Source organism: Klebsiella sp. Shm-1, from assembly GCF_040804525.1.
Lineage (GTDB): Bacteria > Pseudomonadota > Gammaproteobacteria > Enterobacterales > Enterobacteriaceae > Klebsiella > Klebsiella pneumoniae.
Genome location: NZ_CP161823.1, coordinates 3,527,293 through 3,553,779 on the forward strand (window position 1 = coordinate 3,527,293; position 26,487 = coordinate 3,553,779).

Here is a 26,487-nt window from a genome sequence, read left to right on the forward strand (position 1 = left end):
TCTCCTGAAGGATTTTTCTCTGCTACTCAGAGTACCGCACTTTACGGAAAATTCCGTAACACCGCATCTTTTTGTGACGTCTACTACACTATTTTATTCAGGAAAGTGACATTTACTGGAGAATTATGGCTGAGCCAACGGTGGGATTTTCGTTGAACGTGCTGACAATTAACACCCATAAAGGCTTTACGGCGTTTAATCGGCGTTTTATTTTGCCCGAACTGCGCGACGCCGTGCGCAGCGTTAGCGCGGATATTGTTTGCCTGCAGGAGGTGATGGGCGCTCATGAGGTACATCCGCTGCACATCGAAAACTGGCCGGATACGACCCATTATGAATTTCTCGCCGACACCATGTGGAGCGACTACGCCTACGGGCGCAATGCGGTTTATCCGGAAGGCCACCACGGCAACGCCGTGCTGTCGCGCTTTCCCATTGAATACTACGAAAATCGCGATATCTCGGTCGGCAACGGGGAGAAGCGCGGCCTGCTGTACTGCCGCATCGTGCCGCCGCGGAGCGGGATAACTATTCACGTGATTTGCGTCCATCTCGGTCTACGCGCCGACCAACGGCAGGCGCAGTTGACCATGCTGGCGGAGTGGGTCAATACCCTGCCCGCGGGCGAGCCGGTGGTGGTGGCTGGCGATTTTAACGACTGGCGTCAGCAGGCTAACCAGCCGTTAAAAGCCCAGGCCGGTCTGGAAGAGATCTTTACCCGCGCCCGCGGACGGCCGGCGCGCACCTTTCCGGTCAGTTTTCCGCTGCTGCGCCTCGACCGCATTTACGTCAAGAACGCCCACGCCAGTCGCCCGAAGGCGCTGGCCCTTAAACAATGGCGGCATCTGTCCGATCATGCACCCCTTAGCGTGGAGATACATTTGTGAAATGTCGTTGGCAGGAAGGCAACCGCATTACGCTACTGGAGAATGGCGACCAGTACTATCCGGCGCTGTTTGCGGCCATCGGTCGCGCCAGCCGGCGGGTGATCCTCGAATCCTTTATCTGGTTTGAAGATGAGGTAGGCCGGCGGCTGCACGCGGTCCTGCTCGAGGCTGCCCGCCGCGGCATCCAGGTGGAGGTGCTCCTCGACGGCTATGGTTCCCCGGATCTCAGCGATGAATTTGTCGGCGAGCTCACCGCCGCTGGCGTGATTTTCCGCTACTACGATCCGCGTCCTAAGCTGATGGGGATGCGCACCAATCTGTTCCGTCGCATGCACCGTAAAATCGTGGTAATCGACGACACCACCGCCTTTGTCGGCGGTATTAACTACTCCGCCGAACATATGAGCGACTACGGTCCGGAGGCGAAGCAGGATTATGCGGTGCAGGTCGAAGGGCCGGTGGTGCTCGACATCCTGCAGTTCGAGCTGGAAAACCTGCCCAACAGCGAAACCGCCCGCCGCTGGTGGCGACGTCGTCGCCACCAGCCGGAGATTAACCAGACCCCCGGCGAGGCGCAGGCGCTGTTCGTCTGGCGCGACAACCAGGATCACCGCGACGATATTGAACGCCACTACCTGAAGATGCTGACCAGCGCCCGCCGGGAAGTGATTATCGCTAACGCCTATTTTTTCCCCGGCTACCGCCTGCTGCATGCGATGCGCAATGCCGCGCGGCGCGGAGTACGGGTTAAGCTGATCGTGCAGGGCGAACCGGATATTCCCATTGTGAAGTTTGGCGCCCACCTGCTCTATCACTATCTCGTTAAGGGCGGGGTGCAGATTTACGAATATCGCCGTCGCCCGCTGCATGGCAAGGTCGCTCTGGCAGACGACCACTGGGCCACCGTTGGGTCAAGCAACCTGGATCCGCTCAGCCTGTCGCTGAATCTGGAAGCCAATCTGATCATCCACGATCGGGTGTTTAACCAGACGCTGCGCGATAATCTCAACGGGCTTATCGCCCGGGATTGCCAGCGGATCGATAAAACGATGCTGCCGAAACGCAACTGGTGGCGGCTGGGCGTCAGCGTGATGGCTTTCCACTTTCTACGCCACTTCCCGGCATGGGTCGGCTGGTTACCGGCTCATACCCCGCGGCTGGCCAGAGTCAGCCCGCCGGTCCAGCCGGAAATTGAAACTCAGGACCGCGTCGAGTCTCCAGCCAGGGATAATCCACTATGAGCAAATCACATCCCCGCTGGCGGATGGCGAAAAGAGTGCTGACCGTGCTCTTTTTTATCGCCGTCATCGTCCTGCTGGTGATCTACGCGCAAAAAGTCGACTGGCAGGACGTGTGGAAGGTGATCCGCGGCTACGATCGGCTGGCCTTGTTTAGCGCCATTGCGCTGGTTATCGTCAGCTACCTCATTTACGGCTGCTACGATCTGCTCGGTCGGGCCTATTGCGGGCACAAGCTGGCGAAACGCCAAGTCATGCTGGTGTCGTTTATCTGCTACGCCTTCAACCTGACACTCAGCACCTGGGTCGGCGGGATCGGTATGCGCTACCGGCTGTACTCGCGGCTGGGGCTGAACGGCAGCACCATCACCCGTATTTTTTCCTTAAGCATTACCACCAACTGGTTGGGCTATATTCTGCTGGGCGGGGTGATATTCACGGCAGATCTGGTGAAGCTGCCGCCGCACTGGTACATCAGCCAGACCACTCTGCGTATTATCGGCGGGGTGATGCTGATCCTTACGCTTTGCTATCTGTTCGGCTGCGCGTTCGCCAAACGCCGTCACCTGACGATTAAAGGCCAGCGGCTGGTGCTGCCCTCCTGGCGCTTCGCGCTGCTGCAGATGGGGCTCTCGGCGGCGAACTGGATGGCGATGGGGGCGATAATCTGGCTGCTGTTGGGCAGCGAGATTAACTATTTTCTGGTATTAGGGGTGCTGCTGGTGAGCAGTATCGCCGGGGTGATTATCCATATTCCGGCTGGGATCGGCGTGCTGGAGGCGGTGTTTATCGCCATGCTCTCCGGGGAAGATATTTCGAAGGGCGCGATCATTGCCGCCCTGCTCGCCTGGCGCGCGCTCTATTATTTCCTGCCATTGCTGCTGGCGACGGTGGCCTATCTGCTGCTGGAGAGCCGGGCGAAAAAGCTACGGCAAAAGAACCAGCGCAAGCTGGCCCGCGAATGAAACGGCCAGGCCGCGCTGCGCTTGCACGGGCCTACGGAGTGTAAGCCTGTGAGAGGATCCTGTAGGCCGGGTAAGGCGCAGCCGCCACCCGGCAGCACCACGGGTACCGTGCCTGATATCTCGCCCGGCGGCGCTACGCTTGCACGGGCCTACGGAGCGTAAGCCTGTGAGAGGATCCTGTAGGCCGGGTAAGGCGCAGCCGCCACCCGGCAGCACCACGGGTACCGTGTCTGATGCCATCGCCCGGCGGCGCTGCGCTTGCCGGGCGTTCGGAGATGCAACCCCGTGATATAAAGAGGTTAGCGGCGGTTGCCCATAATACGCAGCAGCATCAGGAACAGGTTGATGAAGTCCAGATACAGCGTTAAGGCGCCAAGGATCGAGTATTTACGCAGCGTGGCGCTGTCGCGGGTATCAATCTGCTCGCCGATGTTTTTCAGCTTCTGGGTGTCATACGCCGTCAGGCCGACAAACAGCACCACCCCAATGTAGGTCACGGCCCACATCAGCGCCTCGCTCTTCAGCCACAGGTTGACCAGCGACGCCAGCACGATGCCAATCAGCCCCATAAACAGCATGCTGCCGAAGCCGCTCAGATCGCGCTTCGTGGTGTAACCATACAAGCTCATCGCCCCGAACATCCCGCCGGTGACCACAAAGGTGCTGGCGATCGATGAATAGGTATAGGCGATAAAAATGCTCGATAGCGTCAGTCCGGTTAGCGCCGAATAGAGCATAAACAGCGTGGTGGCCATCCCGGCGCTCAGCCGTTGCACCATTCCCGACAGCACAAACACCAGCGCCAGCTGGGCAATAATCAGCCCGAAGAAAGTGATTTTGCTCGAAAAGACGAACATCATCACCGCCGGAGTATTCGCTGCAAACCACGCGATAAACGCCGTCAGCAGCAGGCCGACCGTCATCCAGCCGTACACCTGCGCCATGTAAGTCTGCAGGCCGGTACGGCCCTGCACTATTGAATCGGAACGCGGATATCTGTCCATGACTCTCTCCTGATTAACAAAGTATCACCCTGTAAGCGTATCACACTACCAGCGCTCTGCCGCCTGACGATCGCTGTCGCGGGCGTCGACCCAGCGTTCGCCATCCGGCGTCGCTTCACGCTTCCAGAACGGCGCGCGGGTTTTCAGGTAATCCATAATAAACTCGCCGGCTGCGAAGGCGCTGCCGCGGTGAGCGCTGGTGACGCCGACAAACACAATCTCTTCCCCCGGCCACATTTCGCCGATGCGATGGATAATCGTCACCCGGCCCAGCGGCCAGCGCTCGCGCGCCAGCTCGACAATTTCCGCCAGCGATTTTTCAGTCATCCCCGGATAGTGCTCGAGGGTCAGCGCCTTCACGCTGTCGCCGAGGTTGTGGTTACGCACTTTACCGGTGAAGGTGACCACCGCGCCGTCTTCATCGCGTTCCGCCAGCCAGGGATATTCCTCACTGACGCTAAAGCGCGCCGGGCTGACCACGATACGGGTTTGCGTCATGTCAGCCCCCCGTTACCGGTGGGAAGAACGCCACTTCGTCGCCGCTGACCACTGGATGTTCGAAAGAGGTTAGCGTCTGGTTAACCGCCGCCAGCAGCTTGCCCTCCTCCAGGGCCAGCGCCCAGCGATCGCCGCGGGCGGCAAGCTGCTGACGAACCGCTTCGACAGTCGCCAGTTCGCTGGCATCAAGGGTCAGCGAATCGGTACCGACCAGCTCGCGCACCTGGGCAAAAAACAGAACCTTAATCATGGCATTCACCCACCTTAAAATCGCCGGACTTACCGCCGCTTTTCGCCAGCAGGCGCACCGGGCCAATCACCATATCCTTCTGCACCGCTTTGCACATATCGTAAATGGTCAGCGCGGCAACCGAGGCGGCGGTCAATGCTTCCATCTCGACGCCGGTTTTCCCGGTGAGTCGGCAGAGCGATTCAATGCGCACCCGGTTATGTTCCGGCTGCGCCTGCAGATTGACTTCCACTTTGCTGAGCATCAGCGGATGACACAGCGGGATCAGCTCCCAGGTGCGTTTGGCCGCCTGGATCCCGGCGATACGCGCGGTGGCAAACACGTCGCCTTTATGGTGGCTGCCGTCGATAATCATCGCCAGGGTCGTCGCCTGCATTTCGACATAAGCCTCGGCGCGCGCTTCGCGCACCGTTTCCGCTTTGCCGGAGACATCCACCATATGGGCTTCGCCCGCGGCGTTAATATGGGTCAGTTGTGACATAGATTATTTCTTCAGGTGTGGAATGAAGTTACAGGGACGGGTGCGGGCATCAAGCTGCGGGGCAATGATGTTGTCCCACGCCGTGCGGCAGGCTTTGGTCGAGCCCGGCATGGCAAAAATCAGCGTGCGGTTGGCGACGCCGGCCACGGCCCGGGACTGCAGCGTCGAGGTGCCGATCTCTTCGAAGGACAGCATGCGGAACACTTCGCCAAAGCCTTCGACCTCACGATCAAACAGCGGCAGCAGCGCTTCCGGCGCCTGATCGCCGTCGGTAAAACCGGTGCCGCCGGTGATCAGCACCACCTGCACGTTATCGCTGGCTATCCACGCCGATACCTGAGCGCGGATGGCGTAGCGATTCTCTTTGACGATCGCCTTCTCGACGACTTGGTGCCCCGCCTCCTGCGCCGCCTCGCGCAGCCAGTGACCGGAAGTGTCGTCCTCTTCGCCGCGACGGCTGGAAACGGTAAGAATAGCAATACGGGTCGGGATAAACTCAGCGCTAGCCTGGCTCATCTGAATGCTCCTTTCGAAAACGATTAACCGCCAATATAGGACAGGTTCTGCGTAATACCGGTGTTGCCCTGATGCAGGAAATGGGTCTGCTTTTTATGGGTTAAGGCTTCGGCGATCCGCGCCTCCAGCGCGGCCTGCTGCTGGTCTTCGGCCATCAGGTCGCGCAGGTCGACGCCGCCTTCGCCAAACAGGCACAGGTGCAGTTTGCCAACGGACGAGACGCGCAGCCGATTGCAGGTGGCGCAGAAGTCTTTTTCATACGGCATGATGAGGCCGATCTCGCCGGCGTAGTCCGGGTGACAAAAGACCTGCGCCGGGCCATCGCTGCGCTGGCGGATCTGATGGATCCAGCCGCGGCGCAGCAGTTCATCGCGCAGCACCATGCCGGAGAGATGGTGACGGCGGAACAGGTCGCTGCCTTCACCGGTTTCCATCAGCTCAATAAAGCGCAGCTGGATACGGCGGGGTTGGATCCAGGCGAGGAAGGTATCGAGCTGGTGATGGTTAACATCACGCATCAGCACGGTATTCACCTTCACCTTGTCAAAGCCGGCGGCGAAGGCGGCGTCAATGCCGTCCATCACCTGGTGGAACTTGTCCTGGCCGGTGATGGCATGGAACTGGCGGGCGTCGAGGCTATCAACGCTGACGTTAATCGCCGTCAGGCCGGCATCGCGCCAGCGTTCGACATCGCGCGCCAGGCGGTAACCGTTGGTAGTGACCGCAATCTGACGGATCGCCGGGTTTTCACGCACGGCGGCAATAATCTCGGTGAAGTCGCGGCGCAGGGAGGGTTCCCCACCGGTGAGGCGAACTTTTTCGGTGCCCAGCGCGGAGAAAGCGCGCGTAACCCGGCGTACTTCGTCTACGCTGAGAAAGCCATTGTTATTGACGGCGCCGGGTTTGTAACCGTTCGGCAGGCAGTAGGTGCAACGGAAGTTACACACATCGGTAATCGACAGACGCAGGTAATAAAACTTACGCGCGAATGCATCGGTAAGCTGTGAGGCCATATACACCTTTCCAAATACGGGAGACGCGGTCATTTCTTTCCACGCCCTGGCGACAACCGGCGGCGTCGCGGCCAAATCGCCATATCTTTTGACACAGGCGAAGAGGCTAGAGTGTTAACAGGTTATGTCGATAGTAGCGCGTTACAGGCAGTTTCGCCATTGGCGATTTCGCTATATAATCTTATACATATCGCTATCTTCGTGCATTTTCGCTACAGAATAGCCATAAATCATTTTTTTGCCTTGATGTCGGTCAGTTTGTCGGGCTCCTCCCATCGTCTTTTAGGGGTAGATCGGGTAGTGTGTGGCCGTTTATGTGAAATAAGGAATTTCTATGCGCAATCGTACATTCGCTGACCTTGATCGGGTGGTCGCGCTCGGCGGCGGGCATGGTTTGGGCCGGGTGATGTCCTCCCTCTCCTCGCTCGGCTCACGGCTGACCGGCATTGTCACCACCACCGATAACGGGGGTTCCACCGGGCGGATCCGTCGTTCGGAAGGTGGCATTGCCTGGGGCGATATGCGCAATTGCATCAATCAGTTAATTGCCGAGCCGAGCGTAGCGTCGGCGATGTTTGAGTATCGTTTTGGCGGTAACGGCGAGCTTTCCGGGCATAACCTCGGAAATTTGATGTTAAAGGCGCTGGATCACCTGAGCGTGCGGCCGTTAGAGGCGATCAATTTGATCAGAAACCTGCTGAAAGTGGACGCTTTCCTGATCCCGATGTCAGAACAACCGGTGGATTTGATGGCGCTCGATCATGAAGGCCATGAAGTTTATGGCGAAGTGAATATTGATCAGCTTGATAATGTGCCGCAGGAGCTGATGCTCACCCCGCCGGTACCGGCCACCCGCGAGGCGGTGGAGGCTATCGCCGAAGCCGATTTGATCCTCATTGGGCCGGGCAGTTTTTACACCAGCCTGCTGCCGATCCTGTTGCTCGACGAGATGGCCCAGGCGTTGCGCCGCACCCCGGCGCCGATGGTTTTTATCGATAACCTCGGCAAAGAGCATAGCCCGGCCGCGAGGCTGTCGCTGGCGGAGCGCATCGCGATTATGGAGCGCTATGTAGGCAAACGGGTGGTGGATGCGGTGATCGCCGGTCCAAAAGCCGATATCAGCGGCATCGACGACCGGTTGGTGATCCAGACGCCGCTGGAGGCCAGCGACGTTCCCTATCGTCATGACCGGGCGCTGCTCCGCGGGGCGCTGGAGAAAGCGATCCAGCTGCCGGGCTGATCCTGCGCGCCGGAGGCGGCCCTCTTCGGCGCACCTTAAAATCTTAAGGTTGTCTTAAAATAGGGCTGGCACTATACCCTCATCTTTTTCTGTGGGTGTGCATTATGTCGTTATTGCCTCTGCGTCGGCCGGTGGTCAGCCGCACGACTTATCTGATTCTCTTTGCTTGCTATATCGGTATCTGTCTCAACCTGGCTTTTTATCGCCAGGTTTTCCCGTTACTGCCGGTAAATAGCCTGCATAACTGGCTGGTATTCCTCAGTATGCCGATCGTGGCCATTAGCGTGATGAATATCCTCACCACTCTCGCCTCGTTCCTGAAGCTGGACCGGCTGGTGATTAGCCTGTTCATTCTGCTCAGCGCCTCGGCGCAATACTTCATCTGGAACTTTGGCGTGGTGATCGACCGCAGCATGATCACCAATATCCTCGACACCACTCCGGCGGAAAGCTTTGCTCTACTCTCCGGCGAAATGATTGCCGTCCTCGGCCTTTCCGGGGTTTTGGCGGTATTCGTCGCCTGGTGGGTGAAAATCCGTAAGCCCGCCACGCGATGGCGCGGCGCGGCGATGCGCCTGCTCAATATCGCCGTTTCGGCGCTGCTGATTATTCTGGTGGCCGCGCTGTTCTACAAAGATTACGCCTCGGTGTTCCGTAACAACAAAGAGCTGGTGAAATCCCTTAGCCCTTCCAACAGCATTGTGGCCGTGAACTCCTGGTATGCTCATCATCGGATGGACAACCTGCCGCTGGTGAAGATTGGCGAAGATGCCACGCAGAAAGCGGTGATGCATAACGCTCCCCGTAAGAACCTGACGATCGTCGTGCTCGGCGAGACTTCGCGAGCGGATAACTTCTCACTGGGCGGCTATTCGCGCGACACCAACCCGCTGATGCGGCAGGACGGCGTGATCTATTTTCCGCATACCACTTCCTGCGGCACGGCAACCGCAGTTTCCGTGCCGTGCATGTTCTCCAATATGCCGCGCGCGCATTATGACGAAGAGCTGGCGCACCATCAGGAAGGCGTCCTGGATATTCTACAGCGCGCAGGGATCCGGGTGCTGTGGAACGATAATGACGGCGGCTGCAAAGGCGCCTGCGACCGGGTACCACACCAGAACGTCACCGACCTGAAGCTCACCGGGCAGTGCATCGATGGCGAGTGCTACGATGACGTCCTGTTCCATAATCTCGACAGCTATATCGATAACCTGCAACAGGATGGCATTATTGTGCTGCATACCATCGGCAGCCACGGTCCGACGTACTACAATCGCTATCCAGCGGCGTTTCGCAAATTCACGCCGACCTGCGACACCAATGAGATCCAGGGCTGTACCCGGGAGCAGTTGACCAATACCTATGACAACACCATCCTTTATGTCGACTATGTCGTTGATAAAGCGATAAAACTACTGCAATCTAAACAGGATAAATTTACCACTAGCCTGGTTTATTTGTCCGACCACGGCGAATCGCTGGGAGAAGATGGCGTCTATTTGCATGGTCTGCCGTATTCCATCGCGCCGGATACGCAGAAACATGTGCCGATGGCGCTGTGGCTCTCCGCCGACTACCAGCAGCGCTACGGCATTTCCGCGCACTGTCTGCAGCAGCGGGCGCAAAAAGAGAATTACTCGCAGGATAATCTGTTCTCCACCCTGCTCGGCCTGCTCGGCGTCAGCACCCGCGAGTACCAGGCGGCAGATGATATCTTAACGCCATGTAGAGAGGCTGGTTGATGAAAATCTTAGTCATTGAAGACGATGCGCTGCTGTTGCAAGGGTTAATTCTGGCGATGCAAAGTGAAGGATACGTGTGCGACGGCGTCTCCACCGCGCACGAAGCCGCGCTATCGCTGGCCAGCAATCATTACAGCCTGATCGTGCTGGATCTCGGCCTGCCGGATGAAGACGGGCTGCATTTTCTCTCCCGCATGCGGCGGGAGAAAATGACCCAGCCGGTGCTGATCCTCACCGCCCGCGATACGCTTGAGGATCGCATTAGCGGTCTCGATACCGGGGCGGATGACTACCTGGTAAAACCCTTTGCCCTGGAGGAACTCAATGCGCGCATTCGCGCCCTGCTCCGCCGGCATAACAACCAGGGCGATAATGAAATCAGCGTCGGCAATCTGCGCCTTAACGTCACTCGCCGCCTGGTGTGGCTGGGTGAAACGGCGCTGGATCTTACGCCGAAAGAGTATGCCCTGCTGTCGCGGCTGATGATGAAAGCCGGTAGCCCGGTGCATCGCGAGATCCTCTACAACGACATTTACAGCTGGGACAACGAGCCGGCGACCAATACCCTGGAAGTGCATATTCACAACCTACGCGAAAAGATTGGCAAATCGCGGATCCGCACCGTCCGGGGCTTTGGCTATATGCTGGCTAACAACATCGACACGGAATAGACCATGGCTCTGTTTGCAACTGAAACCTGGACCATGCGCCACCGGCTGCTGCTGACCATCGGCGCCATCCTGGTGGTCTGCCAGCTGATAAGCGTCTTCTGGCTATGGCATGAGAGCAAAGAGCAGATCCAGCTGCTGGTGGCCAGCGCCATCGAAGGGCACAACAACCAGAAACATGTGGAGCATGAGGTACGGGAAGCGGTTGCCAGCCTGCTGGTGCCGAGCCTGCTGATCGTTGGCCTGGCGCTGTATATCAGCATGCTGGCGGTGCGCAAGATCACCCGCCCGCTTTCACGACTGCAAAGCGAACTGGAGAACCGCACGCCGGACAACCTCACTCCTATCGTACTCAGCGAATCGGTGCCCGAAGTCACGGCGGTGACCACCGCCCTGAATCAGTTGGTTTCCCGCCTCAATCTGACCCTCGACCGCGAGCGGCTGTTTACCGCCGACGTGGCGCATGAGCTACGCACCCCGCTGGCCGGGCTGCGGCTGCACCTTGAGCTGCTGGCGAAAGTGCATGGCATGGGCGTCGACCCGCTGATCCAGCGTCTCGATCAGATGACCACCAGCATTTCCCAGCTGCTGCAGCTGGCGCGCGTCGGCCAGTCCTTCTCCGCCGGCAGCTACCAGCAGGTGCTGTTGCTGGATGACGTGGTAAAACCCCTGCAGGACGAACTGGAGGCTATGCTGGCGCAGCGTCAGCAGCGGCTGCTGCTGACGGATATCGAAAACGAGGCCGTCGTCTCTGGCGATGCGACGTTAATCCGCGTGATCCTGCGCAATCTGGTGGAGAATGCTCACCGCTACAGCCCTGAAGGGTCGACGATCCGCGTGTCGGTGAAAGCAGGCCTGATGCCGGTGATGGCGGTGGAAGATGAAGGGCCGGGGATCGATGAGGCGAAAAGCGGCGAACTCAGTAAAGCCTTCGTGCGCATGGACAGTCGCTACGGCGGCATTGGCCTCGGACTGAGCATCGTCACGCGCATCGCTCAGCTGCATGACGCCCAGTTTTTTTTGCATAACCGACAGCCAGGGCCAGGGGTCCGCGCGTGGGTGCTATTCCCGCAGCGCGGGGGTCAGAACGTCAGCACCCATTGATGGAAGAAGGCAACAATAATGACCAGGGCGGTGGCGACCGCCAGATATTCACGGAAGTTAATTTTTTGCATGGGCGCTATCCTCATCAGGTTGAAGATAGTGTCGCCTGGCGAGATTAAGCAAACATTAAGAAGGCCGCAACGCGGCCTTTTTTCTTCTCAAATGTTTGTTATCTGGCAAGCAGGACGATAAGAGAAGCGCGCCTTCACTATACCCCGCACCTCCACTCCGCCAGTCTGCGCCCAGAATCAGGAAGCGGCGATAAACAGCTCGCGCAGCTGATGCAGCTGGTCGCGTATTTGCGCCGCCTCCTCAAACTCGAGGTTCTGCGCGTGCTGCATCATCTGCCCTTCCAGCTCGTGGATTTTCTGCTGCAGCGCTTTTGGCGTCATATCCACAGCGCTAAGCCCGGCAGGCTCAACGGCCTTCGCTTTACCGCGCCCTTTGGCTTTGGTTTTCGCCAGGCCCTGGCCCAGCTGCAGGATATCCACCACTTTCTTATTGAGCCCCTGCGGCACAATGCCGTGCTCTTCGTTGTAGCGCTGCTGTTTCTCCCGTCGACGCTCGGTCTCGCCAATGGCTTTGGCCATGGAGGGGGTGATCTTATCGCCGTAGAGGATGGCCTTACCGTTGACGTTGCGCGCCGCGCGGCCGATGGTCTGGATCAGCGAGCGTTCAGAACGCAGGAAGCCCTCTTTATCCGCATCCAGGATCGCCACCAACGACACCTCAGGCATATCCAGCCCCTCACGCAGCAGGTTGATCCCCACCAGCACGTCAAACTCGCCAAGACGCAGGTCGCGGATGATTTCCATGCGCTCGACGGTGTCGATATCCGAGTGCAGATAGCGCACGCGCTCGCCGTGCTCCTCAAGGTACTCGGTTAAGTCCTCCGCCATCCGCTTGGTGAGAGTGGTGACCAGCACGCGCTCGTTGATGGCCGTTCGCAGGCGGATCTCTGACAGCAGATCGTCGACCTGAGTCGCCACCGGGCGCACTTCGATGATTGGGTCAAGCAGACCGGTCGGCCGCACCACCTGATCCACAACCTCGCCGCCGGATTTATCCAGCTCATAGGCGCCCGGGGTCGCCGACACATAGATGGTTTGCGGCGCCAGCGCTTCGAATTCTTCAAACTTCATCGGCCGGTTATCCAGCGCCGACGGCAGGCGGAAACCGTATTCCACCAGCGTCTCTTTGCGCGCCCGGTCGCCCCGGTACATACCGCCGATCTGCGGCACCGTGACGTGGGATTCGTCAATCACCAACAGGCCATCCGCCGGCAGATAGTCGAACAGGGTCGGCGGCGGCTCGCCGGGCCCGCGCCCGGAGAGAAAGCGCGAGTAGTTTTCAATGCCCGAGCAGTAACCCAGCTCGTTCATCATTTCGAGGTCAAACTGGGTACGCTGGGTTAAGCGCTGCTCTTCCAGCAGCTTGTTGTTGGCCAGCAGCACCTTGCGCCGCTCCGCCAGCTCCAGCTTGATCTCTTCCATCGCCTGGACGATGCGCTCCCGCGGCGTCACGTAGTGGGTCTTGGGATAAATGGTATAGCGCGGCACCGTCCCTTCGACGTGGCCGGTGAGCGGGTCGAACAGCGACAAACGCTCGACCTCTTCGTCAAACAGCTCAATGCGCAGGGCGATATCGTCGGATTCCGCCGGGAAGACGTCGATCACCTCGCCGCGCACGCGAAAAGTGCCGCGCTGGAAGGCCTGATCGTTGCGGGTATACTGCAGTTCGGCCAGACGACGCAGGATCGCTCGCTGGTCAATCAGCATACCGACCGTCAGATGCAACATCATTTTCAGATACAGGTCCGGGTCGCCGAGGCCGTAGATCGCCGAGACTGACGCCACCACCACTACGTCGCGCCGCTCGAGCAGCGCTTTGGTGGCCGACAGACGCATCTGCTCAATATGTTCGTTTACCGAGGCGTCCTTCTCAATGAAGGTATCTGAGCTGGGAACGTAGGCTTCCGGCTGATAGTAATCGTAGTAGGAGACGAAATACTCGACGGCATTCTCCGGAAAAAACTCTTTCATCTCGCCGTAGAGCTGAGCCGCCAGGGTTTTGTTTGGCGCCAGCACCATCGTCGGCCGCTGTAGGTCGGCAATCACGTTGGCGATGGTAAAGGTTTTACCGGAGCCGGTAACCCCCAGTAGCGTCTGATGCGCAAGCCCATCCTCCAGCCCCTCTTCCAGGCGGCGGATGGCTTCCGGTTGGTCTCCGGAGGGGCGAAAGGCGGAATGCAGTACAAACGATTTACTCATCAATCAGAACCTGAAAAAAGAATTAGCGGCCGGTGTTTAATTCTACCCCCCGGGCCGTTTTTTGCCAATAAATTATACTGGATATTTAAACAGTGCGTACTTATGATAACGCCACAAAAGGGTCTTATTAGCCGGCAAGCTGGGTGCAAAACGTGCGTCAGACGGAATAATCCTCCGGCCGCCAGGGTTATCCCCAGAAAATTTTACCTTTTAACATTTGTCAAGCGGACGGATGAAACTTTTATGGCAGCAGATGACGCTTTTCTTACACCCATTGATTTTATCTAACAAGCTGATATTTAAGATCTTTAAAGAAAAGACGCCTTTCGCGCCAATTCAGCCGCAAGCCGCGTACGCTCTAGCTTACCGCAGGTTTTCTAACTCTAATACACAAGGTTATCCACAGGAATAGTGGATAACTGTCCGCAGCCCAAGACCACCGCCGCCCGGCGCCTGTCGCCTTTTGCGGTCAACCGCGTGGCGAAAAATTTTTATCGAACTATTTTTGATAACTATCCGCTTAAAGCCGCTCGATTTTTGCTGCTTTTTGCACCACCCTTTAGCGTCGGGCACCGGAAAAGTGCAGCCCCGGCGCTGACGAGGCCCGATGGTATCGGCGTTTAGCGCTTTTTTTCCGAGCGTTCTTTTTCCTGGCAAGAGTTTTGCAGCATCTTTCTGTCGCCCTGACGCCAGGATAAGGAGAAAACGTCCATGTTGAATTTACAGGCAGTAAATCACTTTTACGGCAACCAGCATTCGCTGTGGAATGTCGATCTTGTACTACGCCCGGGAGAGTGCATTGGCGTACTGGGACGCGAGGGCATGGGAAAAACCACCCTGGTTAACTGCATTGCTGGCCACCTGCCGGTGGCCAGCGGCCGGATGACCTGGCATGACATTGGCGCCCCGCCGCAGGATCTCACCCCCCTGTCCGCTCAATCGCGCAGCGCCATTGGTATCGGCTACGTGCCACAAGATAAACGCATTTTTTCCCAACTCAGCGTGGAAGAGAACCTGCACATCGCCCTGGCGGCCGGGAAACCCGGGGCTAACGCCAGCGGCGGCGAGATTTATGAGCATTTTCCCGAGCTCTATGCCCTACGGCAGCGCAAAGGCGCCTCGCTGAGCGACGACGATCAGTACCAGCTGGCGCTGGCCAGGGCGCTGATCGTCCAGCCGCGGCTGCTGATCCTTGATGAACCCTCGCGCGGCAGAGGGCCGCGCTGCCTGCAAAAGCTGGCGGATCTGCTGTTGCGGTTAAATCGCGATATCGGCCTGACGGTGCTGCTCGCCGAGCAGCACCTGCCCTTTATCCGCCGGGTGGCGGATCGCTTCTGTGTCTTGCACCGGGGCCGTAACGTCGCCGAAGGCGATATTATGGCGCTGGATGAGCCGCTGCTGGCGCAGTGGATAACGCCGGATCCAGCGCCCTGAGGTCCAGATACTGGCCGAGATCGTCGCGCTGCGCGATGTCGGCAAGCCACGGTATTTCGCCGAGGAACGGCGCGGCCAGTCGGTTTTTCAGCGTCGCCAGATATTCGGCGTGGCGCTTGCCCGGCGGCTGTACGTCATTGGCGATCCACCCCGCCAGCGGTAGTCCCGCCTGGCGTACCGCCTGAGCGGTAAGCATTGCGTGGTTGATACAGCCGAGCTTAACGCCCACCACCAGAATGACCGGCAGCTGTTCCGCCTGCGCCCAGTCGGCGAAGGTCAGGGAATCCGAGAGCGGCGTAAACCAGCCGCCGGCGCCTTCCACCAACACCCAGTCGGCGAGACCTTCCAGCTCACGCAGCCCGCTGGAGAGCCTGGCCGCGGCGATCGGCCGCCCTTCGTCGGCGCTGATGATGTGCGGGGAGGTCGGCTCGGCGAAGGTATAGGGGTTCACCTGGTCGTAACGCAACGCGACCCGACTATGACGCTGCAGCGCCAGCGCATCTTCATTACGCAGCCCATCGCCGGTAAGCTCGCTACCGGAGGCCACAGGCTTATAGCCGGCAGTGTGAAAACCCAGCAGATTCGCCGCCTGCAGCAGGGCGCTGCTGGCGATGGTTTTACCGACTTCAGTATCGGTCCCGGTGACAAAAAAACGTTTAGTCACGCTCAATGACTCCTGTAAAAAGAGAATACGTCAGCGGGCAGATGCCCTGCCGCTGCGGCCAGGCCAGCTGCAGCTCGCGCAGTTTGCCGCGGCCAAGCGGGGCGGCGGTCCGCCCCTGGTGCAAATGGGTGGCGCCGATGCCCTTCAGCGAGCGCATAGCGCTCAGCGCATCGGCGAACGGCAGGCTAATCTGATGAACCTCGCCGGTCGCGCGCAGGCCGCTAAGCGCCGCGCGCACCGCCGCTTCGCTAAGGAAACGGTTGGCATGCGGCCGGTCGTCGATGGCCTGCCACGCCTGATTGAGCTCCGGCAGCGAGTCGGCGAGCAGCGTGCTAAACGCCACTCTGCCGCCGGGACGCGCCACCCGGTACAGCTCGCCAATTGCCGCCCGTAGATCGTCGCACCACTGCACCGCCAGATTGCTCCACGCCAGATCGACGCAGGCGTCCGGCAGCGGCAGCGCCTCAATATCCCCCAGCAGATAATGCTGCGCGGCGTCGTTACGCTGCGCCTGGGCGAGCATCCCGGCGGAGAGATCCAGCGCGGTCACCACGCTGCCCGCCTCACGCCAATAGCGACTCATACTGCCGGGGCCGCAGCCGGCATCCAGCACCTGCGCAAAATCGCGGCGCGCCAGCTGGCGCAGCAGTAGATCGGCGCAGCGCCGCTGCAGTTCATCATGTTGCGTATAGCCGCTGGCCGCCCGGCCAAACGCCGCGGCCACCGCCTGCTTATTCACTGTGGCCATGCAGCACCTCCAGTAAACGGTTAATGTCTTCAGCATGATGGGCGGCTGTCAGGGTCAGGCGCAAACGCGCGCTGCCGACCGGCACCGTCGGCGGACGGATCGCCGTTGCCCAGCAGCCCGCGTCGCGTAGACGGCAGGCCAGGTTCAGCGCCCGGGCGTTGTCGCCGACGATCAGCGGCTGGATCGCGCTGACGGAGTCGGTCAACCCCAGCGACACCTCGCCCATCCCCTCACGGAACTGACGGATGCGGGCGGCCAGGATGTCGCGACGCTGCTGCCCTTCATCGCTGCGAATGATCCCCAGGGCAGCGCTCAACGCCACCGCCTGGGCGGGCGGCATCGCGGTGCTGTAGATCAGATGACGGGCAAACTGCAGCAGATAATCGGCCATTGCTTCGTCGCACAGCACCGCCGCGCCGCTGACGCCGAAGGCCTTGCCGAAGGTAACCACCAGCAGCTCAGGGCGCACCGCCTGCGCGGCGCAGCTCCCGCGTCCTTCGTCGCCGACCACGCCAACACCGTGGGCGTCATCCACCAGCAACACTGCCCCTGCGGCCTGCGTCGCGGCGTGAATGGCCGCCAGCGGCGCGCTGTCGCCGTCCATGCTGAAAATGCCTTCAGTGACCGCCAACTGTTCGCCCGCCAGCGGCTTAGCCAGCAGTTGCGCGAGCTGCTGCGGATCGTTGTGGGTAAAGCGCCGCAGCTGCGCCGGGCTGAGGCTCGCCGCCTCCAGCAGAGAGGCGTGGCTCAGACGGTCGGCGACAATCCGATCGTCTTTCTCCACCAGGGCGGCGATCAGCGCCTGATTCGCGGCAAAGCCGGAGATAAACAGCAATGCGCGCGGATAGCCCAGCCAGTCGGCGAGCGCCTCTTCCAGCGCGCGGTGGGCTTCGCTATAGCCGCTCACGTGGCCCGAGCCGCCGGCGCCGACGCCATAGCGCGTGGCCCCCTGTTGCCAGGCGGCGATAATCGCCGGATGCTGACTCAGGCCCAGATAGTCATTGCTGGAGAAGTTAAGCCAGCGCTCCCCTTCCCGCTCCAGCCAGCGCCCGGCGCCGTGCGTCACCGGCAGGCGGCGGCGAAAAGCTTCCGCCGCCCGCCGCTCGTCCAGCGCCCGATCGATTCGCTGCTGCCAGCTCATAGCGCCGCCGCGTTGTAATATTCCTCAGTGTCCGGGGTGAGTAAGGCCTGCTCCAGACGCTGCTGCTGCTCATTGTCGCCTTCCAGCACCGCCGTCTGCTGCGGGTTGATCCCCAGCTTGCGGAACAACTGCAGGTCTTTGTCCTCTTCCGGGTTCGGCGTGGTCAGCAGCTTGCAGCCATAGAAAATCGAGTTCGCCCCGGCCATAAAGCACATCGCCTGGGTCTGCTCGTTCATCTGCTCGCGGCCGGCGGAGAGACGCACGTAGGAGGTGGGCATCATGATGCGCGCGATGGCGATAGTGCGGATGAAATCGAAAGCGTCGACGTCGTCGTTATCCGCCAGCGGCGTGCCCTTGACCTTCACCAACATGTTGATCGGTACGCTCTCCGGCGGCGTCGGCAGATTAGCCAGTTGCAGCAGCAGTCCGGCGCGATCTTTTACGCTCTCTCCCAGCCCGACGATGCCGCCGGAGCAGACTTTGATCCCAGCATCACGCACTTTATCCAGCGTATCCAGGCGCTCCTGGTAGGTACGGGTGGTGATGATGTTGCCGTAAAATTCCGGCGAGGTATCAAGGTTGTGGTTGTAGTAATCGAGGCCCGCTTCGGCCAGGCGCTGCGCCTGACTGTCGGTCAGGGTGCCGAGCGTCATACAGGACTCCAGCCCCAGCGCCTTCACCCCTTTCACCATCTGCTCCAGGTAAGGCATATCGCGGTCATTGGGGTTTTTCCACGCCGCGCCCATGCAGAAGCGGGTGGAGCCGGCGTTTTTCGCCTGGCGCGCTGATTCCAGCACCTGCTCAACCTCCATCAGGCGCTCGGCTTCGAGGCCGGTTTTGTAGCGTGCGCTCTGCGGGCAATATTTACAATCTTCCGGGCAGGCGCCGGTTTTGATCGACAGCAGGGTGCTGACCTGCACCTGGCGCGGATCAAAGTGTTGACGATGGATTTGCTGCGCTTCGAATAGCAGATCGAGCAGCGGTTTATTAAATAATTCCGTTACTTGCGACATTGTCCAGCGAGGTTGGTGAGCCATTTTCCTCTCCAAAAGGTCGTACACTTCCTATTTCACACAGCCTCTTTGTTGGCTGCACTCGCGCACCCCAGCCACATAGTGAACTATGCTCCTGGGGATGTTCTCGCTTGCCGCCTCGATGCTGCGCGAAATATTTTGTGTACGTTCCATTGTAAGTAAGTTCAGTGTAGACTTGTAAACCTAAATGTTTTCAAAATGGTTTACAAGTCGCTTATGACACTGGACGATCTCGCTTTCGATCGGCGCCACATCTGGCACCCCTACACCTCTATGACTTCCCCCCTGCCGGTCTACCCGGTGGTGTCCGCCCACGGTTGCGAGCTGTCCCTCGCCGGCGGCGAACAGTTGGTTGACGGTATGTCTTCCTGGTGGGCGGCGATCCACGGCTACAATCACCCACGCCTCAATGCGGCGCTGAAGGGGCAAATTGACCAAATGTCGCACGTCATGTTCGGCGGGATCACCCATCCGCCGGCAGTAGCGCTATGCCGTCAGCTGGTGGCGATGACCCCGGCCTCGCTGGAGTGCGTTTTCCTCGCCGACTCCGGTTCAGTGGCGGTAGAGGTGGCGATGAAAATGGCGCTGCAGTACTGGCAGGCTAAAGGCGAACCACGTCGTCGTTTTCTGACCTTCCGCAACGGCTATCACGGGGATACCTTCGGAGCGATGTCGGTCTGCGATCCGCAGAACTCGATGCACAGCCTGTGGCAGGGCTACCTGCCGGATAATCTTTTCGCCCCCGCGCCGCAAAGCCGCTTCGACGGCGAGTGGGACGAGATGGATATGGTGCCGTTTGCCCGCCTGATGGCCGCGCATCGTCATGAAATCGCCGCGGTGATCCTCGAACCTATCGTCCAGGGGGCAGGCGGCATGCGGATGTACCATCCGGAGTGGCTGAAGCGGGTGCGTAAAATGTGCGACCGGGAAGGGATACTGCTGATCGCCGATGAGATTGCCACCGGCTTTGGCCGCACCGGCAAGCTGTTCGCTTGTGAACACGCCGGGATTACCGCCGACATTCTGTGTCTGGGCAAAGCGCTGACCGGCGGCACCATGACCCTTTCCGCCGCCATCACTACCCGAACGGTTGCTGAAACCATTAGCAATGGCGAAGCCGGTTGCTTTATGCACGGCCCCACCTTTATGGGCAATCCGCTGGCCTGCGCGGTGGCCAGCGAAAGCCTGCGCCTGCTGGAGAGCGGCGAATGGCAGCCGCAGGTGGCGGCGATTGAAGCCCAGCTGCAGGCCGAGCTGGCCCCGGCGCGGGGATCTGCGCTGGTCGCGGACGTCCGCGTGCTGGGCGCTATTGGCGTGGTTGAAACCCGTCGCCCGGTCAACATGGCCACCCTGCAGCGCTTTTTCGTCGAGCAGGGAGTCTGGATCCGTCCGTTTGGCCGGCTGATTTATCTGATGCCGCCGTACATCATCACGCCCGAGCAGCTGACCCGCCTGACCCGTGCGGTCAACCAGGCAGTGCAGGACGAAACATTTTTTAGCGAATAAATAGCGGAATTGCGTCGTCGGGAAGGCTACACTTCTTTGTTAATCAGCGCATTATCAATGAGGATGAAGCATGAAACTGATCAGTCACGATCTCCAGGACGGCGGTAAGCTGCCTAATCGTCACGTCTTCAACGGCATGGGCTACGATGGCGACAATATTTCGCCGCATCTGATGTGGGATGATGTGCCCGTGGGAACCAAAAGCTTTGTGGTGACCTGCTACGATCCGGATGCGCCGACCGGCTCCGGCTGGTGGCACTGGGTGGTCGCTAACCTGCCGGCCGATACCCGCGTCCTGCCGCAAGGGGCCGGTTCCGGTCAGGCGGAGCTGCCGGAAGAGGCCGTTCAGACCCGCACCGATTTTGGTAAGGCAGGCTACGGCGGCGCGGCGCCGCCGAAGGGCGAAACCCACCGCTATATCTTCACCGTCCACGCCCTGGACGTCGAGAAAATTGAGGTGGATGCTGAGGCCAGCGGCGCGATGGTCGGCTTTAACGTCCATTTCCATTCCCTCGCCAGCGCCTCCATCACCGCCCTGTTCAGTTAATCTTCCCCCCGGATAGCGGCTTGCGCCTTATCCGGGGTACCCGCGGCGCCATTTGTTTTTCGGGTGGCGCTGCGCTTACCCGACCTACACTACCCCCACGCCCATGCTAGCGCAGCGCCGCCGGGCGATTGCCGCGGGCACGGAGCCGCTTTTATGCCGGGCGGCGGCTGACGCCTTGCCCGGCCTACGGTGCTATTGCGCGGTTATTTTGCCGGGTGGCGGCTGACGCCTTACCCGGCCTACGGTGCGTGCGACCTGCCGTGAAGTTACCCACCAGTCCTGCTGAAACTGCCGGTGTTGCGGCCTCAACATCGCTGAGACGTTCCCGGAAGGCCGGGGCAGCCCGCATGGATGCGGGCTGAGGGCCGTGTTTTGCAAGGACGCTGCCTCGGCCCGACCCGAAGCCTGCAGGGATAAGTCGAAGGCACCACGCAGTGGCGATGTTGCTGGCCGAAGCCCGGGGGTACAGGGGGCGGCGGCGACTGGCCGCCCCCTGTGCGCTCCCTGCGCCATGAGTAACATAACGTAGAAGACATTTCGGGAGCGCAATGTGCTCGGAATTAATACAAAACAACTGTTTTTACCGGATTAAAACCGTTACAAGCCGATAGCAGTATCTACAATACCCCCAGGCCCGCGCAAGCGCAGCGCCGCCGGACGATTGCCGCGGGCACGGAGCCGCTTTTATGCCGGGCGGCGGCTGACGCCTTGCCCGGCCTACGGTCCGTGCCATTTGTAGCCCCGGTAAGCGCAGCGCCACCGGGGAAATTGGCCTTACTGTTCAGTGGCTACCTGCAGCGCCGTTTTACGCACCCGCGCATACCACACCACCGTCAGCAGCCCGAGCCAGACCAGGCCGGCGATCAGCGCCATCCGCGTTTCGGCAAACATCCCTAGTACGGCGATGACCAGCCCCATAAACAGCAGCGTCAACAGCGGCGCCACCGGCCAGAACGGAATGGGAAAGGCGATCTGGCTGCGCTCTTCGGCAGACAAACCGCGGCGCATGGCAAAATGGGATAGCAGAATCATCAGCCACACCCATACCGTGGCGAATGCCGCCAGCGAAGCAATTAGCACAAATACCTGCTCGGGGATCAGATAGTTCAATACCACCGCCGCCAGCAGCGCGCCGCCCATGACCACCACCGTCATCCATGGCACACCGTTGCTGGCGATGCGCTGGAAGCTTTTCGGCGCCAGCCCCTCTTTCGACATGCCGTACATCATGCGTCCGGCGCCAAAAATATCGCTGTTAATCGCCGAGATGCTGGCGCTGATCACGATGATGTTAAGGATGGTCGCCGCCGCCGGGATCCCCAGACCGTCGAAAATAAGCACAAACGGACTCCCCTGTTCGCCAAAGCTGTTCCACGGGAAGATCGCCATCAGTACCGCCAGGGTGCAGACGTAGAACAGGATAATGCGCAGCGGAATGGTATTGATGGCCTGCGGGATCACCTTCTTAGGATCCTTCGCTTCCGCGGCAGTGACGCCGATAATCTCCACCCCGCCGAAGGCGAACATCACGATGCCAAGCGAGGCGATAACGCCCTGCCAGCCGTTAGGGGCAAAGCCGCCGTGGCTCCAGAGGTTTTCCAGCCCGGTGGCCGGGAAGCTGTGGCCAAAGCCAAAGAAGATGATCCCCGCCCCCGCCAGCATCATGGCGATAATCGCCACCACCTTCACCAGAGACAGCCAGAACTCCATCTCGCCAAATACCCGCACGTTGCACAGGTTCATCGCGCCGATAAAGAAGATGATGCTGAGGATCCAGATCCAGCGCGGCACATCGGGGTACCACAATCCCATATAGATGCCGAAGGCGGTGACGTCGGCCAGGGCGACGATCACCATTTCAAAGGTGTAGGTCCAGCCGGTAATAAACCCGGCCAGCGGCCCGAGATACTGGCGGGCATAGCTGCCGAAGGAGCCGGAAACCGGGTTGCGCACCGCCATCTCGCCCAGCGCGCGCATGACGATAAACACCGCCGCGCCGCCAATCAGATAGGCCAGCAGCACCGCCGGGCCCGCCGCTTTGATGGCTGAGGCCGAGCCATAGAACAGCCCGGTGCCGATAGCGGAGCCGAGCGCAATAAACCGAATGTGTCGGGCATTGAGCCCGCGCAGCAGATGTGGCTTGTGTTGTTGTTGCATATACAGGTGTCCTGATTTTTTTATATGACGACAAATATGCGGTGTAGGGCGGTCGGGGGAATGACTTCCCCCGACGCGGGTACAGAGAACAACGGTGATTAATGCAGTACGGCAGGCAGCAGACGCGTCAGGTGACGGGCCGCCAGAAGCGCAATGGCGTTATCGATATCCGGGGCGAAGTAGCGATCCTGCGTATAGTGCGGCACGCGTTCGCGCAGCAAGTGACGCGCCTCTTCCAGCAGCGGACTGGTGGTCAGTCCTTCGCGCATATCCAGCCCCTGCGCCGCCGCCAGCCACTCAACGGCCAGCACCCCGCGAGTGTTCTCGGCCATCGCCCACAGGCGGCGACCGGCCGCCGGCGCCATCGAGACGTGGTCTTCCTGGTTGGCAGAGGTGGGCAGGCTGTCAACGCTATGCGGGTGCGACAGCGCTTTGTTTTCACTGGCTAAGGCCGCCGCCGTGACCTGGGCAATCATAAACCCGGAGTTGACGCCGCCATTTTTGACGAGGAACGGCGGCAGCTGCGACATATGGCTGTCCATCATCAGCGCGATGCGGCGCTCGGAGAGCGAGCCGATTTCGGCGATCGCCAGCGCGATATTATCCGCGGCCATCGCCACCGGTTCGGCATGGAAGTTACCGCCGGAGATGACGTCATTTTCGGCGGCAAAGACCAGCGGGTTATCGGAGACCGCGTTGGCTTCAGCCAGCAGCACCTCAGCCGCCTGGCGGATCTGCGTCAGGCAGGCGCCCATCACCTGCGGCTGGCAGCGCAGGGAGTACGGGTCCTGCACCTTGCTGCAGTTATGGTGCGACTGCGAGATCGCGCTATCGTCGGTCAGCAGGTGGCGATACAGCGCCGCCGCATCAATCTGCCCGCGCTGGCCGCGCACTTCATGGATGCGCGCATCAAACGGACGACGTGAGCCCAGCGCTGCTTCGGTGGTTAACGCCCCGCAGACGACCGCGGAGGCGAACAGATCCTCGGCTTCGAACAGACCGCGCAGGGCAAAAGCGGTCGAGGCCTGGGTGCCGTTGAGTAGCGCCAGCCCCTCTTTCGCCGCCAGGGTAATCGGCTCCAGCCCCACCTGACGCAGCGCTTCGGTGGCCGGCAGCCAGTCGCCGCCGCGTACCCGCGCTTTACCTTCTCCGAGCAGGGTTAGCGACATATGCGCCAGCGGCGCGAGGTCGCCGGAAGCGCCGACGGAGCCTTTGGCCGGGATCCACGGCGTCACGCCGGCATTCACCAGGCCAATCAGCGCCTGGATCACGCTCAGGCGGATCCCGGAGAAACCGCGGGACAGGCTGTTAATCTTCAGCACCATAATCAGCCGCGTCAGATCATCGTCCAGCGGCTCGCCAACGCCCGCCGCATGGGACAGCACCAGCGAACGCTGCAGGTTCTCCAGATCTTCCGTCGAGATACGGGTTTGCGCCAGCAGGCCAAAACCGGTGTTGATGCCGTAGGCGGTACGCCCTTCGGCAAGGATGGCGTTGACGCAGGCCACGCTCTCGTCAATGGCGGCAAACGCGCCGCTGTCGAGGGTAATATTTACCGGGTGGCTGTAAACGTCGCGGAGCTGCGACAGGCTGAGTTGACCCGGGATCAAAGTTAAAGATTTCATTTAGCGTTCCCCTGCGTTGCCGCCACCATCGGAAGATTCAGACCCTGTTCTGCTGCGCATTCAATGGCAATCTCATACCCCGCGTCGGCATGACGCATTACGCCGGTCGCCGGGTCGTTATGCAGGACGCGGGCGATACGCGCCGCCGCTTCATCGGTACCATCGCAGACGATAACCATCCCGGAGTGCTGCGAGAAGCCCATGCCTACCCCGCCGCCGTGGTGCAGCGACACCCAGGTCGCGCCGCTGGCGGTATTGAGCAGGGCGTTGAGCAGCGGCCAGTCGGAGACCGCATCAGAACCATCGCGCATCGCTTCGGTTTCGCGATTCGGGCTGGCGACGGAGCCGGAGTCAAGGTGATCCCGGCCAATGACGATCGGCGCGGAGACTTCGCCGCTGCGCACCATTTCGTTAAACGCCAGACCGAGCTTTTGCCGCCACTCCAGACCGACCCAGCAGATACGCGCCGGCAGTCCCTGGAAGCTGATGCGCTCGCGCGCCATATCCAGCCAGTGGTGCAGATGCTGATCATCTTTAATGATCTCTTTCACTTTCGCGTCGGTTTTGTAGATATCCTGCGGATCGCCGGACAGCGCTACCCAGCGGAACGGGCCGATACCGCGGCAGAACAGCGGGCGGATATAGGCCGGCACGAAGCCCGGGAAATCGAAGGCGTTGCTGACGCCCACTTCCTGCGCCATCTGGCGGATGTTGTTGCCGTAGTCGAAGGTTGGGACCCCCATCTCATGGAAGGCCAGCATCGCCTGCACGTGATCGCCCATCGAGCGTTTCGCCGCCAGAATAGTGCCCTGCGGGTCGGATTCGGCTTTCTGCTGATACTCTTCCCAGCTCCAGCCTTTCGGCAGATAGCCATGCAGCGGGTCGTGGGCGCTGGTCTGGTCGGTGACCATATCCGGGCGCACGCCGCGCTTCACCAGCTCCGGTACGATCTCCGCGGCGTTGCCGCACAGCGCGATAGAGATGGCCCGCCCTTCGGCGGTGTATTTTTTGATGCGCGCCAGGGCGTCATCCAGCGAGGTGGCTTGCTCATCCACGTAGCGGGTACGCAGACGGAAATCGATGCGGCTCTGCTGACATTCGATGTTCAGCGAGCAGGCGCCGGCCAGCGTCGCGGCCAGCGGCTGCGCGCCGCCCATGCCGCCCAGACCGGCGGTTAATACCCAGCGGCCTTTCAGGCTGCCCTGGTAGTGCTGGCGACCGGCTTCGACGAAGGTTTCGTAGGTACCCTGCACGATGCCCTGGCTGCCGATGTAGATCCAGCTGCCGGCGGTCATCTGGCCGTACATCGCCAGCCCTTTGGCATCCAGCTCGTTAAAGTGTTCCCAGGTGGCCCAGTGCGGGACCAGGTTGGAGTTGGCGATCAGCACGCGCGGTGAGTTTTCATGGGTTTTGAATACGCCCACCGGCTTTCCGGACTGCACCAGCAGGGTTTCATCGCTTTCCAGGTTCTTCAGCGCCTTCACGATAGCGTCATAGCATTCCCAGTTGCGCGCTGCGCGACCAATACCGCCATAGACCACCAGCTCGTGCGGGTTTTCGGCGACATCGGGATCAAGATTATTCATTAACATACGCAGCGGGGCTTCGGTCAGCCAGCTCTTCGCGGTCAGCGTCGTGCCTCTTGGCGCACGGACGTCCAGCTGGCGATATTTGCTTTGCGACATCGGGGTTTCTCCTGACAATGAACGTTGTTTACGTAGATACATATACTTGTCTATACAAGCATGCGCA

25 protein-coding genes and 1 riboswitch are annotated in these 26,487 nt (G+C 60.2%); of the genes, 11 read left to right on the forward strand and 14 right to left on the reverse strand.

The features are described from left to right. Positions 1-125 precede the first annotated feature (125 nt). The 3 genes from AB1E37_RS17400 to AB1E37_RS17410 are packed head-to-tail and all read left to right on the forward strand — an operon-like array spanning position 126 to position 3,090. Positions 126-887: an endonuclease/exonuclease/phosphatase family protein gene (locus AB1E37_RS17400; RefSeq protein WP_004223776.1), complete on the forward strand. Its 762-nt coding sequence runs from the start codon at positions 126-128 to the stop codon at positions 885-887. Then, positions 884-2,128 carry a cardiolipin synthase ClsB gene (clsB, locus tag AB1E37_RS17405; RefSeq protein WP_002895730.1) on the forward strand — a complete coding sequence of 415 codons (1,245 nt, stop codon included), beginning with the start codon at positions 884-886 and terminating at the stop codon, positions 2,126-2,128. Before AB1E37_RS17400 ends, clsB begins: the two co-directional genes overlap by 4 nt. Next, positions 2,125-3,090 carry a lysylphosphatidylglycerol synthase domain-containing protein gene (locus AB1E37_RS17410; protein ID WP_002895728.1) on the forward strand — a complete coding sequence of 322 codons (966 nt, stop codon included), beginning with the start codon at positions 2,125-2,127 and terminating at the stop codon, positions 3,088-3,090. The genes clsB and AB1E37_RS17410 overlap by 4 nt, the downstream gene beginning before the upstream one ends. Positions 3,091-3,389: 299 nt before the next feature. Here AB1E37_RS17410 and AB1E37_RS17415 read toward each other — a convergent pair whose 3' ends face one another. From AB1E37_RS17415 to moaA, 6 genes are all read right to left on the reverse strand, one after another. Further along, positions 3,390-4,094, reverse strand: a complete 705-nt coding sequence (locus tag AB1E37_RS17415; protein WP_004142079.1) for a Bax inhibitor-1/YccA family protein — start codon at positions 4,092-4,094, stop codon at positions 3,390-3,392. 45 nt (positions 4,095-4,139) lie between these two features. After that, positions 4,140-4,592 (reverse strand): molybdopterin synthase catalytic subunit MoaE, encoded by a 453-nt coding sequence (gene moaE / locus AB1E37_RS17420; RefSeq protein ID WP_004223773.1) that lies wholly within the window; start codon positions 4,590-4,592, stop codon positions 4,140-4,142. 1 nt (position 4,593) lies between these two features. After that, entirely contained in the window at positions 4,594-4,842 is a 249-nt protein-coding gene (gene moaD / locus AB1E37_RS17425) for a molybdopterin synthase sulfur carrier subunit (protein WP_004214252.1), read from the reverse strand. Further along, on the reverse strand, positions 4,835-5,323 hold the full coding sequence (gene moaC, locus AB1E37_RS17430) for a cyclic pyranopterin monophosphate synthase MoaC (RefSeq protein ID WP_002895670.1): 489 nt from the start codon (positions 5,321-5,323) through the stop codon (positions 4,835-4,837). The genes moaD and moaC overlap by 8 nt, the downstream gene beginning before the upstream one ends. A gap of 3 nt (positions 5,324-5,326) precedes the next feature. Then, a complete protein-coding gene (gene moaB / locus AB1E37_RS17435; RefSeq protein ID WP_002895668.1) occupies positions 5,327-5,839 on the reverse strand; it encodes a molybdenum cofactor biosynthesis protein B in 513 nt (170 codons plus the stop codon). Between the two features lie 23 nt (positions 5,840-5,862). Next, a complete protein-coding gene (moaA, locus tag AB1E37_RS17440; RefSeq protein WP_002895665.1) occupies positions 5,863-6,852 on the reverse strand; it encodes a GTP 3',8-cyclase MoaA in 990 nt (329 codons plus the stop codon). Next, a riboswitch (molybdenum cofactor riboswitch) is annotated at positions 6,840-6,978 on the reverse strand. Its footprint overlaps the gene before it by 13 nt. Positions 6,979-7,186: 208 nt before the next feature. Here moaA and yvcK point away from each other — a divergent pair. The 4 genes from yvcK (at position 7,187) to pmrB (ending at position 11,609) form a co-directional block, all read left to right on the forward strand. After that, positions 7,187-8,092: a uridine diphosphate-N-acetylglucosamine-binding protein YvcK gene (yvcK, locus tag AB1E37_RS17445; RefSeq protein ID WP_004142092.1), complete on the forward strand. Its 906-nt coding sequence runs from the start codon at positions 7,187-7,189 to the stop codon at positions 8,090-8,092. 104 nt (positions 8,093-8,196) lie between these two features. After that, the gene (eptA, locus tag AB1E37_RS17450; RefSeq protein ID WP_004223770.1) at positions 8,197-9,837 is read left to right on the forward strand and encodes a phosphoethanolamine transferase EptA; all 1,641 of its coding nucleotides are present in this window, start codon (positions 8,197-8,199) and stop codon (positions 9,835-9,837) included. Further along, positions 9,837-10,508 (forward strand): two-component system response regulator PmrA, encoded by a 672-nt coding sequence (gene pmrA, locus AB1E37_RS17455; RefSeq protein ID WP_002895659.1) that lies wholly within the window; start codon positions 9,837-9,839, stop codon positions 10,506-10,508. Before eptA ends, pmrA begins: the two co-directional genes overlap by 1 nt. 3 nt (positions 10,509-10,511) lie before the next feature. After that, positions 10,512-11,609 carry a two-component system sensor histidine kinase PmrB gene (gene pmrB / locus AB1E37_RS17460; protein WP_004147680.1) on the forward strand — a complete coding sequence of 366 codons (1,098 nt, stop codon included), beginning with the start codon at positions 10,512-10,514 and terminating at the stop codon, positions 11,607-11,609. Between the two features lie 248 nt (positions 11,610-11,857). Here pmrB and uvrB read toward each other — a convergent pair whose 3' ends face one another. Continuing rightward, entirely contained in the window at positions 11,858-13,879 is a 2,022-nt protein-coding gene (gene uvrB / locus AB1E37_RS17465) for an excinuclease ABC subunit UvrB (protein WP_002895655.1), read from the reverse strand. 411 nt (positions 13,880-14,290) lie between these two features. Between uvrB and AB1E37_RS17470 the strand changes: the two genes are divergently transcribed. Next, positions 14,291-14,503 (forward strand): hypothetical protein, encoded by a 213-nt coding sequence (locus tag AB1E37_RS17470; protein WP_002895652.1) that lies wholly within the window; start codon positions 14,291-14,293, stop codon positions 14,501-14,503. A gap of 87 nt (positions 14,504-14,590) precedes the next feature. Continuing rightward, on the forward strand, positions 14,591-15,313 hold the full coding sequence (locus AB1E37_RS17475; protein ID WP_004152853.1) for an ABC transporter ATP-binding protein: 723 nt from the start codon (positions 14,591-14,593) through the stop codon (positions 15,311-15,313). On the opposite strand, the gene bioD is transcribed toward AB1E37_RS17475, so the two are convergent. The 4 genes from bioD to bioB are packed head-to-tail and all read right to left on the reverse strand — an operon-like array spanning position 15,255 to position 18,903. Beyond that, positions 15,255-15,977, reverse strand: coding sequence for a dethiobiotin synthase (bioD, locus tag AB1E37_RS17480; protein WP_002895648.1), 723 nt, complete (start codon positions 15,975-15,977; stop codon positions 15,255-15,257). The two genes, AB1E37_RS17475 and bioD, sit on opposite strands and share 59 nt — an antisense overlap. Further along, positions 15,970-16,725: a malonyl-ACP O-methyltransferase BioC gene (bioC, locus tag AB1E37_RS17485; RefSeq protein WP_004142100.1), complete on the reverse strand. Its 756-nt coding sequence runs from the start codon at positions 16,723-16,725 to the stop codon at positions 15,970-15,972. Before bioC ends, bioD begins: the two co-directional genes overlap by 8 nt. Next, positions 16,709-17,866 (reverse strand): 8-amino-7-oxononanoate synthase, encoded by a 1,158-nt coding sequence (bioF, locus tag AB1E37_RS17490; protein WP_004176804.1) that lies wholly within the window; start codon positions 17,864-17,866, stop codon positions 16,709-16,711. The genes bioC and bioF overlap by 17 nt, the downstream gene beginning before the upstream one ends. Then, a complete protein-coding gene (gene bioB, locus AB1E37_RS17495; RefSeq protein ID WP_023284869.1) occupies positions 17,863-18,903 on the reverse strand; it encodes a biotin synthase BioB in 1,041 nt (346 codons plus the stop codon). Before bioB ends, bioF begins: the two co-directional genes overlap by 4 nt. A 213-nt stretch (positions 18,904-19,116) precedes the next feature. On the opposite strand from bioB, the gene bioA reads away from it, so the two are divergent. Both bioA and AB1E37_RS17505 read left to right on the forward strand, forming a co-directional pair. Next, positions 19,117-20,406, forward strand: a complete 1,290-nt coding sequence (gene bioA / locus AB1E37_RS17500; protein WP_004223758.1) for an adenosylmethionine--8-amino-7-oxononanoate transaminase — start codon at positions 19,117-19,119, stop codon at positions 20,404-20,406. A 70-nt stretch (positions 20,407-20,476) separates the two neighbouring features. Then, complete coding sequence (locus AB1E37_RS17505; RefSeq protein WP_004223755.1) at positions 20,477-20,953, forward strand: kinase inhibitor; 477 nt, start codon at positions 20,477-20,479, stop codon at positions 20,951-20,953. 774 nt (positions 20,954-21,727) lie between these two features. On the opposite strand, the gene AB1E37_RS17510 is transcribed toward AB1E37_RS17505, so the two are convergent. The 3 genes from AB1E37_RS17510 to hutU form a co-directional block, all read right to left on the reverse strand. Then, positions 21,728-23,110: an amino acid permease gene (locus AB1E37_RS17510; protein ID WP_004147672.1), complete on the reverse strand. Its 1,383-nt coding sequence runs from the start codon at positions 23,108-23,110 to the stop codon at positions 21,728-21,730. A 98-nt stretch (positions 23,111-23,208) separates the two neighbouring features. Continuing rightward, entirely contained in the window at positions 23,209-24,735 is a 1,527-nt protein-coding gene (gene hutH / locus AB1E37_RS17515) for a histidine ammonia-lyase (protein WP_004223753.1), read from the reverse strand. After that, on the reverse strand, positions 24,732-26,420 hold the full coding sequence (gene hutU, locus AB1E37_RS17520) for a urocanate hydratase (protein ID WP_004223750.1): 1,689 nt from the start codon (positions 26,418-26,420) through the stop codon (positions 24,732-24,734). Before hutU ends, hutH begins: the two co-directional genes overlap by 4 nt. Positions 26,421-26,487 lie beyond the last annotated feature (67 nt).

Coding starts and splice junctions, on each gene's coding strand:
- AB1E37_RS17400 (WP_004223776.1), top strand. CDS start 126: ATGGCTGAGCCAACGGTGGGATTTTCGTTGAACGTGCTGACAATTAAC.
- AB1E37_RS17410 (WP_002895728.1), top strand. CDS start 2,125: ATGAGCAAATCACATCCCCGCTGGCGGATGGCGAAAAGAGTGCTGACC.
- AB1E37_RS17415 (WP_004142079.1), bottom strand. CDS start 4,094: ATGGACAGATATCCGCGTTCCGATTCAATAGTGCAGGGCCGTACCGGC.
- moaE (WP_004223773.1), bottom strand. CDS start 4,592: ATGACGCAAACCCGTATCGTGGTCAGCCCGGCGCGCTTTAGCGTCAGT.
- moaD (WP_004214252.1), bottom strand. CDS start 4,842: ATGATTAAGGTTCTGTTTTTTGCCCAGGTGCGCGAGCTGGTCGGTACC.
- moaC (WP_002895670.1), bottom strand. CDS start 5,323: ATGTCACAACTGACCCATATTAACGCCGCGGGCGAAGCCCATATGGTG.
- moaB (WP_002895668.1), bottom strand. CDS start 5,839: ATGAGCCAGGCTAGCGCTGAGTTTATCCCGACCCGTATTGCTATTCTT.
- moaA (WP_002895665.1), bottom strand. CDS start 6,852: ATGGCCTCACAGCTTACCGATGCATTCGCGCGTAAGTTTTATTACCTG.
- yvcK (WP_004142092.1), top strand. CDS start 7,187: ATGCGCAATCGTACATTCGCTGACCTTGATCGGGTGGTCGCGCTCGGC.
- eptA (WP_004223770.1), top strand. CDS start 8,197: ATGTCGTTATTGCCTCTGCGTCGGCCGGTGGTCAGCCGCACGACTTAT.
- pmrA (WP_002895659.1), top strand. CDS start 9,837: ATGAAAATCTTAGTCATTGAAGACGATGCGCTGCTGTTGCAAGGGTTA.
- pmrB (WP_004147680.1), top strand. CDS start 10,512: ATGGCTCTGTTTGCAACTGAAACCTGGACCATGCGCCACCGGCTGCTG.
- uvrB (WP_002895655.1), bottom strand. CDS start 13,879: ATGAGTAAATCGTTTGTACTGCATTCCGCCTTTCGCCCCTCCGGAGAC.
- AB1E37_RS17475 (WP_004152853.1), top strand. CDS start 14,591: ATGTTGAATTTACAGGCAGTAAATCACTTTTACGGCAACCAGCATTCG.
- bioC (WP_004142100.1), bottom strand. CDS start 16,725: ATGGCCACAGTGAATAAGCAGGCGGTGGCCGCGGCGTTTGGCCGGGCG.
- bioF (WP_004176804.1), bottom strand. CDS start 17,866: ATGAGCTGGCAGCAGCGAATCGATCGGGCGCTGGACGAGCGGCGGGCG.
- bioB (WP_023284869.1), bottom strand. CDS start 18,903: ATGGCTCACCAACCTCGCTGGACAATGTCGCAAGTAACGGAATTATTT.
- bioA (WP_004223758.1), top strand. CDS start 19,117: ATGACACTGGACGATCTCGCTTTCGATCGGCGCCACATCTGGCACCCC.
- AB1E37_RS17505 (WP_004223755.1), top strand. CDS start 20,477: ATGAAACTGATCAGTCACGATCTCCAGGACGGCGGTAAGCTGCCTAAT.
- AB1E37_RS17510 (WP_004147672.1), bottom strand. CDS start 23,110: ATGCAACAACAACACAAGCCACATCTGCTGCGCGGGCTCAATGCCCGA.
- hutH (WP_004223753.1), bottom strand. CDS start 24,735: ATGAAATCTTTAACTTTGATCCCGGGTCAACTCAGCCTGTCGCAGCTC.
- hutU (WP_004223750.1), bottom strand. CDS start 26,420: ATGTCGCAAAGCAAATATCGCCAGCTGGACGTCCGTGCGCCAAGAGGC.